Here is a 12,873-nt window from a genome sequence, read left to right on the forward strand (position 1 = left end):
CGATGCTGTGGCCGTTGCCGCTGGCCGCCGCGGGCGACCTGCGCGCCCGCCCGGCCCACGCCGTGCCCGCCCGGCAACCACTGCCGCACGCCGCCTGACCCCCGGAGCCCCCGCGATGAGCACCCACTCCCATGCCATGGCCGTGCCCCGCGCGCCACTGATCGGCGCTGCGCTGCTGGTCGGCGCCACGCTGCTGGCGGTGGCCGCGATCCGCCTCAGCGGCATGGACATCGCCAGCCGCAGCGAGGCGGTGGTGGTGGCCGAACGCGAACTGCGCTTCGAAGACCGGCCCGATGGCAGCGTGTTGGTGCTGGACGCCAAGCTGAGCGACCCCGGCGCCGCGCCGCTGCGCGTCATCGACCCCGGCAGCCACGGCTTCCTGCGCGGCGCGCTGCGCGCGCTGGTGCGCAGCCGCCGCCTGGCCGGGCTGGGCCCAGAGACACCCTTCCGGCTCAGCGCCCACGCCGACGGCCGCCTCACGCTCGACGACCCCGCCACCGGCGAGCGCGTCGACCTCGAATCCTTCGGCCCCGTCAATGCGGCCGCCTTCGCCCAGTTGCTGCCCGCCCCCCGGCCGGCGGCAGCGCCCCGTTGACCCCTTCGTGGAGAACCGCATGGACGCACACACCGCCACTGGCCCCACCCTGGCCGCTCCGATCGCCAGCCCGGACGACGCGATGGCCCGCGCCCGCGCCGAGTCGCTGATCACTCCGCGCTTCTATACCACCGAGTTCAAGGCCTTCGACACGCTGGACATCACGCCGGTGCGCGCCGAGTGGGACCAGGTGATGGCCGAGTACGAAGGCGACAACAACCACGACCACTTCCAGCGCGACGAGGCGTTCAAGGGCGAGATCCGCGAGCTGCCACCGGCGCTGAAGCAGGAGTTCCTCGACTTCCTGGTCAGCTCGCTCACGTCGGAGTTCTCGGGCTGCGTGCTCTACAACGAAATCCGCAAGAACGTCACCAACCCCGAGATCAAGAAGCTGATGACCTACATGGCCCGCGACGAATCGCGCCATGCCGGCTTCATCAACAGCGCGCTGAAGGACTACGGCCTGGGCGTCGACCTGGGGCAGCTCAAGCGCACCAAGGCCTACACCTTCTTCAAGCCCAAGTACATCTTCTACGCCACCTACCTGTCCGAGAAGATCGGCTACGCGCGCTACATCACCATCTACCGCCAGCTCGAACGTCACCCCGAGCTGCGCTTCCACCCGATCTTTCGCTGGTTCGAGCGCTGGTGCAACGACGAATTCCGGCATGGCGAATCCTTCGCGCTGATCCTGCGCGCCAACCCGCAGCTGCTCACCGGCGGCAACAAGCTGTGGATCCGCTTCTTCCTGCTGGCGGTGTACGCCACGATGTTCGTGCGCGACCACACCCGGCCCGAGATGCACAACGCGATGGGCCTGGAGGCCAGCGCCTACGGCCACGAGGTGTTCCGCATCACCTCCGAGATTTCGCGCCAGGTGTTCCCGCTGTCGCTGGACACCGACGCGCCGGCCTTCCGCGCCGGCCTGGACCGCCTGGTGGCGCTGGCCGTGAAGATGAACGAAGCCAAGGCCCGCGGCGGCCTGCTCGGCAAGCTGGCGCAGGCCCGCTGCGCGGTGGCGGCCACCGCCACTTTCGCGCGGATGTACTTCCTGCCCGTGCGCTCGCACGAACTGCCCGCGCGCATCCACATGGCGCCGGCGTGGTGACACCGGGGCCTGGCGAGGCGACCCGATGGCCGAGCTGACCCTGCCGGTGCTGTTCACGCTGTTCGCGTGGTGGTTCAGCACGGGCGTGATCCTGTACCTGGACGGCCTGCCGCGACACACCTTCGTGTGGACGCTGGGCGGCGCCACCGCGCTGCTGGGCGGGGCGCTGTGGGCGCTGGCGCACACCCGCGACGACCTCAGCGTGGCCGGTGCCTACTGCGCCTTCACCTGCGCGCTGCTGGTGTGGGCCTGGCAGGAGGTGGCCTTCCTGCTGGGCGTGGTCACCGGACCGCGCCGCACCGCCTGCCCGCCCGGGGCCATCGGCTGGCGCCGCTTCCACTTCGCGCTGCAGGCCGTGCTGTACCACGAGCTGGCGTTGATCGTGCTGGCCGTGGCGGTGCTGGCCTGCGTGGGCGACGGCACCAACCGCGTCGGCGTGTGGACCTACTTCGCGCTGTGGGCGATGCGCCAGAGCGCCAAGCTCAACGTCTTCCTGGGCGTGCGCAACCTGGGCGAGAGCTTCCTGCCCGAGCACCTGGCCTACCTGAAGTCCTACTTCCAGCGCCGGCCGATGAACGTGCTGTTCCCGATCTCGGTGACGGTGGCCACCGCGGCCGCGGTGGCGGTGTGGTGGCGCCTGATCGACGGCGGCGCCGGTGCCCACGACACCGCGGCGCTGGCCCTCGTCGGCACGCTGGTGGCGCTGGGCGCACTGGAGCACTGGCTGCTGGTGCTGCCTCTGCCCACCGAGGCGCTGTGGCGCTGGGGCCTGCGCTCGCACCGCCCCGACGTGCTCGACCCGGCCCAGCCGGCCGCGCGCGTGGCCACGCCGCCGGTCTGAGGCCCACCGCTCCGCAGGCCCTCGGCGCTGCGGGCCGGCGCCCCCTCACGATCCGCAACCGCTCGCCGACCGACGTCGGTCCGCCGCGCGGTCACGCCGCCGGCGGCGGCGCCTCGGGCAGGGACAGCGCCCGCCGCACGAAGGCGTCGACCATGGTGTCGGTGATGCGGTCGAACACCGGGCCGGCGGCGCGGGTCATCAGCGCGCTGTCGAAGGCGTAGTCGAGCGTGAACTCCACCTTGCAGGCCGTGGCGTCCAGCGGCCTCAGGCGCCACTCGCCCTCGAAGTGGCGAAAGGGCCCGCGCTCGAGGTGGATGGTCATGTGCACCGGGCGCTGCTTGGGGTTGCGCGTGCGGATCTCGAAGGCCATGCCGTGCCACTTCACCCGCAGGTCGGCCGAGACCAGGGTGTCGTCGCGCGACACGATGGTGGCGCCGGCGCACCAGGGCAGGAAGGCGGGGTAGTGCTCGGCCGCCTCGATCAGGTCGAACAGGTGGCCGGCGCTGCGGTCGACCAGCGCGGAACGTCGCACCAGGGTCATCGGCCGAGCGTGGCGCAAGGCCGGGTGGCCTGCACGGTGGGCCCCCGGGTCGGCCAGATGGTCATCCGCACCGTCGGCCGCCCTGTTGGCCGCACCGTTGGCAGCACCGTCATCCGCACCGCCCGCCGCGCCTACAGCCGCGCCACGCGGCCTTCGGCCACCAGGGGTGCCACCAGGGCCCGATCGGCCTGCATGCGCTCGCGCAGGGCCTGCGGCGTGGACGGCGTGAGCTCGAAGCCGGCCTGCTCGGCACGGCCGCGCAGCTCGGTGCTGTCGAGCACGACGGCCAGGTCGTGCTGCAGGCGGTCGACCACCGGCTGCGGCGTGCCGGCCACGCCCACCAGCGCGGCCCAGGGGTGCATCTCCACCGCCGGGCCGCCGGCATCGGGCAGGGTCGGGATCTCGGGATGGCCGGGCAGCCGCCGCCGCGCCGCCACCGCCAGCGGCCGCAGGCGCCCGCCGGCCATCAGCGCGGCGGCGGTGTTCAGGCTCACCGTGGTGAAGTCGACCTCGGCCGACACCACGGACGCGAGCAGCGTGCCCGAATCCTTGAAGGGCACGTGCAGCAGCTGCACGCCGGCGGCGCGGGCGAAGGTCTCGACCGCCACGTGGCTGGCGTGGCCGTTGCCCAGCGACGCGTAGCTCACCGCCCCGGGGGCGCGGCGCGCGGCCGCCAGCAGCGCGGCCAGGCTGCCGAAGCGGCTGCCGCCCCCCACCCACAGCAAGAAGGTGGCGCGGAACAGCAGCGTCAGCGGCAGCAGGTCGCGCTGCGGGTCGTAGGGCAGCGACGCGTGCAGCAGCGGATTGACCGCCAGCGTGGCGGTGTCGGCCAGGTACAGCGTGTGGCCGTCGGGGGCCGTGCGGCGCACGTCGCCGAACGCGACGATGCCCGACGCCCCGGGCTTGTTGTCCACCCACACCGGCCGGCCCCAGCGCCGCGCCAGGCCCTCGGCCACGCCGCGCGCCACCACGTCGGGGCCGATGCCCACCGAGTACGGCACCACCAGGCGCACCGCGCGCTGCGGAAAGTCCGCCGCGCGGGCCGGCGCCGCCAGCGCGGCCAGCGCCGTGCGGCGCGAACAGCCCGGCGCGGCCGTCATCCCGTCACCCGCCCCAGCAGCGCACCGGCCGACAGCAGCGCGGCAAACCACAGCTCGAGCCGGAAGGTGCGGAACAGCACCTCGTTGAAGGCCGTGCCGCGCGGGCAGGCGATGAAGTCGCGGCGCAGTTGCCAGGCCACCGGCAGCAGGACCAGCGGCAGCAGCATCGTCGCGGCGCTCGCGCCGAAGGCCATGGCCGGCAGCAGCGCGAAAGGCCCCAGCAGCAGGCCGCCGAACAGGCGGCGCGAGCCAGCCTCGCCGAAGGTGACGGCGAAGGTGCGGCGGCCCACCAGCCGGTCGTGGGCGATGTCGCGGTGGTTGTTCACCGCCAGCGCCGCCGCGGCCAGCGCGCCGATCGCCACCGAGGCCAGCAGCGTCACGCCGCCGACCTCGCCGGTGAGCACCCAGTCGGTGCCCATCACCGCCACCAAGCCGAAGAAGACGAACACCGTGGCCTCGCCGAACGGCGTGTAGGCGATGGGCTTCGGCCCGCCCATGTAGGCCAGCGCCGCCAGCAGCGACGCGGTGCCGATGGCCAGCACCGGCCAACCGCGCCAGGCCACCAGCGCCACGCCCAGGGCCACCGCCACCAGGGCGCAGACGACGATGCCCGCGCGCACGTGGCGCACGCTGAGCCAGCCGTTGGCCGTGGCCCGCGGCAGGCCGGTGCGCGTGCCGCTGCTGTCGCCGCCGCGCACGGTGTAGCCCACGTCGTTCTGCATGTTGGTGATGACCTGCATCAGCAGCGCCGCGCCGAACACCAGCAGCGCCGCCACCCAGTCGATGGCACCGGTGCGCTCGAAGCCCAGCGTGGCACCCACCAGCACCGGGCTGATGGCCACCAGCAGGCTGCGCGGCCGCACCGCCACCGCCCACGCCTGCAGCGAGCCGGAGCGGACCGGGCGGGACGCCGAGGCGGTGCCACGTTCTGCGGTCATGGTGCGTCCATTCTTTGCGGTCGACAGGCGTCGGCGCCCGCCGTCACCTGTCGATCCGCATTATGGTCAATACCACCTGACGAGACACGTGTCACGATTGATTGACGAAACGCAAGTCGACCCTGCGGCAGCGCACTAACGTGCCTGCAGCCATCAATGGCGACACCGTCGACGGAGGAGTGTGCCGTGAGACAGCCGACCGCAGCATCGGACCCAGGCCCAGGCCCTGCGCCTGCCCTTGTCCCTGCCGTCATGCACGGGCCTGGCCGAAACCCGGCCGAGGACAGCGCCGCAAGGCACTTCGTGGGTGCCCTGCGCAGCCTGGCCGCCCGCGCCGACGAGCCCGTGGCCCTGTCGGTGAGCGTGCCCTTCTGTTCGGTGCGCTGCCTGTGCTGCGACCGCGACCTCAGCACCGCGCCGCCGCGCGAGGTGCTGGACCGCTATGTGGACGGCCTGATAGACGAGAGCCGTAACCTGGTCGACCGCCTCGGCAGCGGCCGCGACGTGCAGCAGCTGCACCTGGGCGGCGGCTCAGCCAACGAACTGGGCGAAGCGCACTGGATCCGGCTGTTCGACGCGCTAGGCCGCGGCTGGCGGCTGCCCGCGGACGCCGAGATGTCGGTGGAGTGCGATCCACGCCGCGCCAGCGCGGCGCAGATCCGGCTGCTGCGCGACCTGGGCTGCGGGCTGATCAGCTTCGGCGTGTTCGACCTCGACCCGCTGGTGCAGCAGGCCATCGGCCGACGCCACTCGCCCGCGCTGATCGACGACGTGTGCGAGACGGCGCGGCGCAGCGGCATCGAGATCGTCACGCTCGAGCTGATGATCGGCCTGCCGCAGCAGACCCCGGCGCGCTGGCGCGCCACGCTCGACCGGCTGGTGCGGCTGGCCCCCGACCGGGTGACGCTGGTGCGCTACCGGCACCGGCCCGGGCAGGCGCCCGACCCATGCGCCCTCGACGCGTCGAGCCTGCCGGGCGAGGACGGCTGCCGCGCCCTGCTGGCGCTGGCGGCCGAGGTGCTGTGCGGCGCCGGCTACCACTGGATCGGCACGGGCCACTTCGTCATCGACACCGACGCGTGGGTGGCGGCCGCAGAACAGGGCCAGCTGCGCCGCGGCCTGATCTCGTGCACCCCCGCGCCCCCGCCCGCCACGCTGGGCCTGGGCGCCGGCGCGCTAGGCGAGATCGATGGCCACCTGTTCCGCAACGAGGCATCGATCCCGGCCTGGCACCATGCCGTGAACTCGGGGCGCCTCGCCGTCGCCGAGGCCCGGCTGGGTTCGGCGCAGGAGGCCCGGCGCCGGCAGGCCATCGACCGCCTGATGTTCGGCCTCGAGCTGCCGGCCGAGATGGTGGCCGATGGCCTGGAACACGCCTACCAGCGCCTGGCGCGCCACGCCGGCAGCGGCCTGGTGCAGGTGCTGGACGACCGCATCGTCGTCACGGCCGAAGGCCGCCTGGCGCTCGAGGCCCTGTGCGGCGAGCTCGACGCGTCGGCCTGGCCAGGCGACGAGGCCCAGCGCAGCGGGCCGGCGTGACCCGCCCGCCGGCTCGATGGCCGGCACGCCGGACACCGCCGCGCCCCCGGCGACAGACTGCTGCGCCCTTCCTTCGCGCCGACGTCGGCACAGGACAACGTCTCATCTGCTTGACGCAATACGATGTCACGACTGATTGACACAACGCCACGTCAGGCGTAGTGTCTAAGGCGCCATCAAAGGCATTCAGCGTGGCCATAGGCGCCATGACAGCCCCCGTGCGGGTTCAGCACGAACAGGACCGCCAGGTCCGAAAGGAGAAGACCTCATGGAAATCGATCCCAACAGGGTATGGCCGACCGGCTTGACCCTGGCCGAAGCCGAGGAGCTGCACCGGCATGTCATCGAAGGCACCCGCCTGTTCGGTTTCATCGCGGCGCTGGCCCACCTGCTGGCTTACATCTACACGCCCTGGCTCCACTAGGAGGGACCACATATGAACCAAGGAAAGATCTGGCTGGTCGTCAAGCCGACCGTGGGTCTGCCGTTGTTCCTGGGCGGTGTCACCGTGATCGCGTTGTCCGTCCACGCGGCGATCCTGACGCACACGGACTGGTACCCCGGCTACTACAGCGGCAAGGCCAAGGCCAAGGTGGCCACCGCGCCGGCCGCGGAAGTCACGGCCCCGGTGGCGGCCGCTGCGCCCACCACGCTGATCGCCTCCGCCGAGCCCGCCAAGGCGCCGACCGGCACCACCAAGTAGCGGGCCTGCACCCCCAGTGCCCTTCAGGGGCCGGGATCTCTGGATTCCGGCCCCTGAGTCCATTCAGGGCGCCGCAAGGCACCCACCCACCACAGACCCACCCTCACGCGCGCCTGGCGGTCATCCCGGGCCTTGCCGGGGCATTGTCGAGAGCCCCAACGGCAAGGCGCGAGCGGGGGCGCCGGGTGCCCGCCGATGAGGCCGGAGCGATCAGGCCCGAGCGATCACGTGGCCAGCGCGGGCCGGTCCTGGCGCACCAGCGGTGCCATCGCCACCAGCGTGGCCAGCAGCAACGCGATCTCGATGCCATACACCAGCATGTAGCCGCTGGCCGGCCCTCCGACCGACGGCAGGTGGCCGAACGCGCTGGACGCGGAATCGCGGATCACCCCGCCCAGGGCCACCGCCAGTCCCGCCGCGGTGGCCTGCACGGCCCCCCAGGCGCCCAGCGCCAGGCCGGTCTGCTCGCGCGGGGCGAGGTTCATCGTGGCGGTGAGCGTGCCGTGGCTGAAGAGGCCGCCGCCGAAGCCGATCAGCAGCGCGCCAAAACCGAACAGCAGCGGCGAGCCCAGCGGCGAGGCCATGATCACCGCCCCGAAGGCCGGCAGGCCGACCATCGCGCCCTGCCGGGCGATGCGGAACGGATCGGCCCCGCGGCCGAGGACGCGCGACGCCAGGCTGAAGCCGAACAGCCCGCCGGCCGCCAGCGCGGCGGTCAGGCGCGTGGTGGAGCTGACGCTGAGCTGCAGGATCTGCCCGCCATAAGGCTCGAGCAGCACGTCCTGCATGCTGAAGGCCATGGTGCCCAGGCCCACGGCCAGCAGGCGGCGCAGGGCCTGCTCGCCCTGCGCGAAGCTGCCCCACGATTCGCGAAAGCTGGGCTGCGCGCGGTGGGCCGCGCCACGCGGCGGCCGCCGCGTCTCCTGCTTCCACAGCGCCACCAGGTTGAGCGCGATGGTCGTCACGGCCGCGCCCTGGATCACCTGGATCAGCCGCGCCGGCGTGAACTCTTCGAGCAGCGCGCCGAAGACGAGCGCGCTGACGATCGTGCCGGCCAGCAGCATCACGTACATCAGGCCCACCACCTTGGGCTGCGACTCCACCGGCGCCAGGTCGGTGGCCAGCGCCAGGCCGGCGGTCTGGATGGTGTGCAGCCCCGCGCCCACCAGCAGGAAGGCGATCCCCGCGCCGAGTTGCCCCACCCACACCGGCCACTGCGCGGCATTGCCGCCGCCCGACAGCACCAGCAGCGCGAAGGGCATGATCGCCAGGCCGCCGAACTGGATCATCGTGCCCTTCCAGATGAAGGGCACGCGGCGCCAACCCAGCGCGCACTGGTGCGTGTCGGAGCGGAAGCCGATCAGCGCCCGCAAGGGCGCGAACAGCACCGGCAGCGACACCATGATGGCCACCAGCGCGGCCGGCACGCCCAGCTCCACGATCATCACCCGGTTGAGGGTGCCGATCAGCAGCACCAGGGCCATGCCCACCGACACCTGGAACATCGACAGGCGCAGCAGCCGCGACAGCGGCAGATCGGGCGTGGCCGCGTCTGCGAAGGGCAGAAAGCGCGGCCCCATGTCCGCCCAGGCGCGGATCAGTTTCTGGCTGGTGGGGTTCATCGATCGAGCCGTTTCAACGAATGACGACGCCGGAACCGGCGCTGATGGTGCCTTCCATCTGAGCAGCACACCCCGCGCATCGGTTGTTCTATGTCAATCTCGCTTGACTCTTCAACTGTACTCTCGCCGAGACACATAACGCAATGAGGTTCCCCCGATGCGAATCGTCCTGATGCACCCGAACTACCACTCCGGCGGCGCCGAGATCGCGGGCAACTGGCCTCCGGCCTGGGTGGCCTACCTCACCGGTTACCTGAAGGCCGGCGGCTACCACGACATCACCTTCATCGACGCGATGACGCACCACCTCAGCAACGAGCAGGTGCGCGAGCGCCTGATCGAACTCGACCCCGACGTGGTGGGCTGCACCGCCATCACGCCGGCGATCTACAAGGCCGAGGAACTGCTGAAGCTGGCCAAGGATCTGAAGCCGGGCGTCGTCACAGTGCTGGGCGGCATCCACGGCACCTTCATGTACCCGCAGGTGCTGAAGGAGGCGCCGTGGATCGACGCCATCGTGCGCGGCGAGGGCGAGCAGGTGTTCCTGAACCTGGTGCGCGCGGTGGACGACGGCACCTGGGCGCGCGACCGGCAAAGCGTGCTCGGCATCGCCTACCAGGTGGACGGCCAGGTGATCGCCACGCCGGCCGAGCCGCCCATCAAGGACCTGGACCGCATCACGCCCGACTGGGGCATCCTCGAGTGGGACAAGTACATCTACATCCCGATGGGCGTGCGCGTGGCGATCCCGAACTTCGCGCGCGGCTGCCCCTTCACCTGCACCTTCTGCAGCCAGTGGAAGTTCTGGCGCGACTACCGCATCCGCGACCCGAAGAAGGTGGTCGACGAGATCGAGGGCCTGGTGCGCGACCACGGCGTGGGCTTCTTCATCCTCGCCGACGAGGAACCCACCATCCACCGCAAGAAGTTCATCCAGTTCTGCGAGGAACTGATCGCGCGCGACCTGGGCATCCTGTGGGGCATCAACACCCGCGTCACCGACATCCTGCGCGACGAGAAGCTGCTGCCGCTGTTCCGCAAGGCCGGGCTGATCCACGTGTCGCTGGGCACCGAGGCGGCGGCGCAGCTGAAGCTCGATCGCTTCAACAAGGAAACCACCATTGCGCAGAACAAGAAGGCCATCCGCCTGCTGCGCGAGGCCGGCATCGTCACCGAGGCGCAGTTCATCGTCGGCCTCGAGAACGAGACGGCCGAGACGCTGGAAGAAACCTACAGGATGGCGCGCGACTGGAACCCCGACATGGCCAACTGGGCGATGTACACGCCCTGGCCCTTCAGCGACCTGTTCCAGGAGCTGGGCGACAAGGTCGAGGTGTTCGACTTCGAGAAGTACAACTTCGTCACCCCGATCATGAAGCCCGACGCGATGGACCGCGCCGAGTTGCTCGACCGGGTGATGAACAACTACCGCCGCTTCTTCATGAACAAGACCTTCTTCCAGTACCCCTGGGAGAAGGACAAGCTGCGCCGCAAGTACCTGATGGGCTGCCTGAAGGCTTTCATGAAGAGCGGCTTCCAGCGCACCTTCTACGACCTCGGGCGCGTGGGCTACTGGGGCCCGCAGAGCAAGAAGAAGGTGCACTTCGACTTCGACAAGAGCCGCACCTTCGAGCGGCCCGACGCGGCGCAGATCGCCGACACCGACGCTGGCTGGGTGACCATGCACGGCCCGAAGATCGAGCACAAGCGCCGCCAGGGCGAGATCAACGCGGCGATGGCCTGCGGCGGCGGCACCGAGCAACTGGCCGACGACGTGGCCGACGGCCTGATCCAGGGCCTGGCCACCGAGGCCGCGCACCGCGCGCCGCAGCCCGCGGTCGAGGCCGCGCGTCCGTAGGGGCCGACATGTCCGCCGCGGCCCACCGCATCGGCCCCAACGCCATCACCCGCGTGGCCGAGGCCCTGCGGCCGCGGGTGGGGGCCGCCGTCACCGTCAAGGTCTTCGGCCGCGCCGGCCTGCTGGCCTACCTGGCCGAGCCACCCGCGCAGATGGTGGACGAGGCCGAGGTGACCCGGCTGCACCATGAGCTGCGCGCGACCCTCGGGCACGACCTGGCCCGCACCATCGCGCGGGAAGCCGGCATGCGCACCGGCGACTACCTGCTGGCCCACCGCATCCCTAAGCCGGTGCAGACGCTGCTGCTGTGGCTGCCCGCCCCGCTGGCCGCGCGGGTGCTGCTGTCGGCCATCCGGCGCCACGCGTGGACCTTCGCCGGCAGCGGCTTCTTCACGGCGCGCGCCGGGCGGCCGGTGGTGCTGACGCTGAAGGACAACCCGTTGTGCCGCGGCGCGGTGCTCACCGAGCCGGCCTGCGACTACTACGCCGCCACCTTCGAGCGGCTGTTCTGCGTGCTGGTGCACCCCAGGGCCCGGGCGCTGGAAGTGGCCTGCGAGGCGATGGGCGCCGAGGCCTGCGTGTTCGAGATCCGCTGGTAGATGCGGCACGGCGGACGCGCGGCTGCGCCCTGCCCGCCGAGGCGCGCTCAGTGCACCGGTTCGACCAAGCCCGACCGGGTGTCGTGGCGGGCCGGCGCCTCCAGGCCCGGCGGCAGGCGGAAGTGCACCCGCTCGGGCTCGCCCGCCATCTGCTGCACGTCGTCGGCCCCCAGGGCCATCAGCCGCTGGCACACCCCGATCACCAGCGCCTCCGGCGTCGACGCACCCGCCGTCACGCCGATGCGGACCACGTCGGTCAGCCAGGCCGGATCGATCTCGCTGGCCTGCTGGATCAGCCGCGCGGCCACGCCGCACTGCCGGGCCACCTCCTGCAGCCGGCATGAGTTGGAACTGTTGCGCGCGCCGACCACCAGCAGCAGGTCGACCCGCCGGGACAGCTCGCGCACCGCGTTCTGGCGGTTCTGCGTGGCGTAGCAGATGTCGGCCACCTGCGGCCCCTGGATCGCGCTGAAGCGCTGCTCCAGCGCGCCGATGACCTCGCGCGTGTCGTCCACCGACAGCGTGGTCTGGGTGACGTAGGCCACCGGCGCATCGGCCGGCAGCGACAGCCGGTGCACGTCCGCCACGTCGGACACCACCAGCGCCGGCCCGTCGATCGACCCCAGCGTGCCTTCCACCTCGTCGTGGCCGCGGTGGCCGATGATGATCACCGGCCGGCCGTTGCCCGCATAGCGCTGCGCCTGCAGGTGCACCTTGGTGACCAGCGGGCAGGTGGCGTCGATGACGCGCAGGCGTCGCTCGCGCGCGGCGCGCTCCACCGAGGTCGCCACGCCATGGGCACTGAACACCAGCACCGCGCCGACCGGCACCTCGTCGATGCGGTCGACGAAGACCGCCCCGCGCGAGCGCAGGTCGGCCACCACGTGGCCGTTGTGCACGATCTCGTGGAACACGTGCACCGGCGCGCCATGCAACTGCAGCGCACGCTCGACGATCTCGACCGCCCGCACCACGCCGGCACAGAAGCCGCGGGGCTGGGCCAGCAGGACGTCCATGGCGGCGCAGCGGTCGGCGGCCGTGGATCGGTCAGGGCACCGGCACGATCTCAACCCGCCGAGATTCGCCGTCGGCGCCGCCGATCACCAGGTCGGGCTTCTTCAGCACGATGCGGTCGCCGGCGATGCCGGCGGCCTGCAAGGCATCGCGCACAGCGAAGGCCCGCTGCTTGGCCAGTTCGAGGTTGCGCACCGCGCTGCCGCGCTGGTCGGCATAGCCCGACAGGCTGACCTTCAGCTGGGGCTGGGCCTTCAGGGCCGCCACCACCGCCTCGATCTCCTCGCGGGCGGCCGCGCCGAGCGTGTCGCGGCCAACGACGAACAGCACCTGGGCCGGCAACGCGCCCGCCGAAGCCGCGGGGGCGGCCGCAGCGAGGGCCGCCGCCGGGGCAGGGGCCGCTGCCGGCGCCGGC

14 protein-coding genes are annotated in these 12,873 nt (G+C 71.8%); 8 read left to right on the plus strand and 6 right to left on the minus strand.

What is annotated here, in order from left to right; genetic code table 11:
* Positions 1-115: 115 nt before the first annotated feature.
* The 3 genes from puhC to puhE are packed head-to-tail and all read left to right on the plus strand — an operon-like array spanning position 116 to position 2,544.
* Positions 116-595, plus strand: a complete 480-nt coding sequence (gene puhC / locus EOINJALH_RS02120; RefSeq protein WP_088278664.1) for a photosynthetic complex assembly protein PuhC — start codon at positions 116-118, stop codon at positions 593-595.
* A gap of 19 nt (positions 596-614) precedes the next feature.
* Entirely contained in the window at positions 615-1,703 is a 1,089-nt protein-coding gene (acsF, locus tag EOINJALH_RS02125; RefSeq protein ID WP_088278665.1) for a magnesium-protoporphyrin IX monomethyl ester (oxidative) cyclase, read from the plus strand.
* Between the two features lie 25 nt (positions 1,704-1,728).
* A complete protein-coding gene (gene puhE / locus EOINJALH_RS02130) occupies positions 1,729-2,544 on the plus strand; it encodes a putative photosynthetic complex assembly protein PuhE (protein ID WP_088278666.1) in 816 nt (271 codons plus the stop codon).
* A 91-nt stretch (positions 2,545-2,635) separates the two neighbouring features.
* On the opposite strand, the gene EOINJALH_RS02135 is transcribed toward puhE, so the two are convergent.
* From EOINJALH_RS02135 to menA, 3 genes are all read right to left on the minus strand, one after another.
* Entirely contained in the window at positions 2,636-3,085 is a 450-nt protein-coding gene (locus EOINJALH_RS02135) for a type II toxin-antitoxin system RatA family toxin (RefSeq protein WP_088278667.1), read from the minus strand.
* Positions 3,086-3,216: 131 nt separating this feature from the next.
* Positions 3,217-4,185 carry a tripartite tricarboxylate transporter substrate binding protein gene (locus EOINJALH_RS02140; RefSeq protein ID WP_088278668.1) on the minus strand — a complete coding sequence of 323 codons (969 nt, stop codon included), beginning with the start codon at positions 4,183-4,185 and terminating at the stop codon, positions 3,217-3,219.
* Positions 4,182-5,123, minus strand: a complete 942-nt coding sequence (menA, locus tag EOINJALH_RS02145) for a 1,4-dihydroxy-2-naphthoate octaprenyltransferase (protein ID WP_199873125.1) — start codon at positions 5,121-5,123, stop codon at positions 4,182-4,184. The genes EOINJALH_RS02140 and menA overlap by 4 nt, the downstream gene beginning before the upstream one ends.
* 303 nt (positions 5,124-5,426) lie before the next feature.
* On the opposite strand from menA, the gene EOINJALH_RS02150 reads away from it, so the two are divergent.
* From EOINJALH_RS02150 to EOINJALH_RS33110, 3 genes are all read left to right on the plus strand, one after another.
* Positions 5,427-6,662, plus strand: a complete 1,236-nt coding sequence (locus EOINJALH_RS02150) for a coproporphyrinogen-III oxidase family protein (RefSeq protein ID WP_158219618.1) — start codon at positions 5,427-5,429, stop codon at positions 6,660-6,662.
* Between the two features lie 268 nt (positions 6,663-6,930).
* On the plus strand, positions 6,931-7,086 hold the full coding sequence (pufB, locus tag EOINJALH_RS02155) for a light-harvesting antenna LH1, beta subunit (RefSeq protein ID WP_088278670.1): 156 nt from the start codon (positions 6,931-6,933) through the stop codon (positions 7,084-7,086).
* Positions 7,087-7,098: 12 nt separating this feature from the next.
* The gene (locus tag EOINJALH_RS33110; RefSeq protein ID WP_088278671.1) at positions 7,099-7,365 is read left to right on the plus strand and encodes a light-harvesting protein; all 267 of its coding nucleotides are present in this window, start codon (positions 7,099-7,101) and stop codon (positions 7,363-7,365) included.
* Between the two features lie 224 nt (positions 7,366-7,589).
* On the opposite strand, the gene EOINJALH_RS02165 is transcribed toward EOINJALH_RS33110, so the two are convergent.
* Entirely contained in the window at positions 7,590-8,987 is a 1,398-nt protein-coding gene (locus EOINJALH_RS02165) for a PucC family protein (protein WP_088278672.1), read from the minus strand.
* Between the two features lie 157 nt (positions 8,988-9,144).
* Here EOINJALH_RS02165 and bchE point away from each other — a divergent pair, with 157 nt between their 5' ends.
* Both bchE and bchJ read left to right on the plus strand, forming a co-directional pair.
* Positions 9,145-10,845 (plus strand): magnesium-protoporphyrin IX monomethyl ester anaerobic oxidative cyclase, encoded by a 1,701-nt coding sequence (bchE, locus tag EOINJALH_RS02170; RefSeq protein WP_088278673.1) that lies wholly within the window; start codon positions 9,145-9,147, stop codon positions 10,843-10,845.
* 8 nt (positions 10,846-10,853) lie between these two features.
* Positions 10,854-11,444 (plus strand): bacteriochlorophyll 4-vinyl reductase, encoded by a 591-nt coding sequence (gene bchJ / locus EOINJALH_RS02175; RefSeq protein WP_088278674.1) that lies wholly within the window; start codon positions 10,854-10,856, stop codon positions 11,442-11,444.
* A gap of 47 nt (positions 11,445-11,491) precedes the next feature.
* On the opposite strand, the gene ispH is transcribed toward bchJ, so the two are convergent.
* Positions 11,492-12,460 (minus strand): 4-hydroxy-3-methylbut-2-enyl diphosphate reductase, encoded by a 969-nt coding sequence (ispH, locus tag EOINJALH_RS02180; RefSeq protein ID WP_088278675.1) that lies wholly within the window; start codon positions 12,458-12,460, stop codon positions 11,492-11,494.
* Between the two features lie 31 nt (positions 12,461-12,491).
* A partial coding sequence (locus EOINJALH_RS02185) for an OmpA family protein (protein WP_158219619.1) occupies positions 12,492-12,873 on the minus strand: 382 nt, incomplete at its 5' end.

The organism is Ideonella sp. A 288, assembly GCF_002198735.1.
Taxonomy (GTDB): domain Bacteria; phylum Pseudomonadota; class Gammaproteobacteria; order Burkholderiales; family Burkholderiaceae_C; genus Pseudaquabacterium.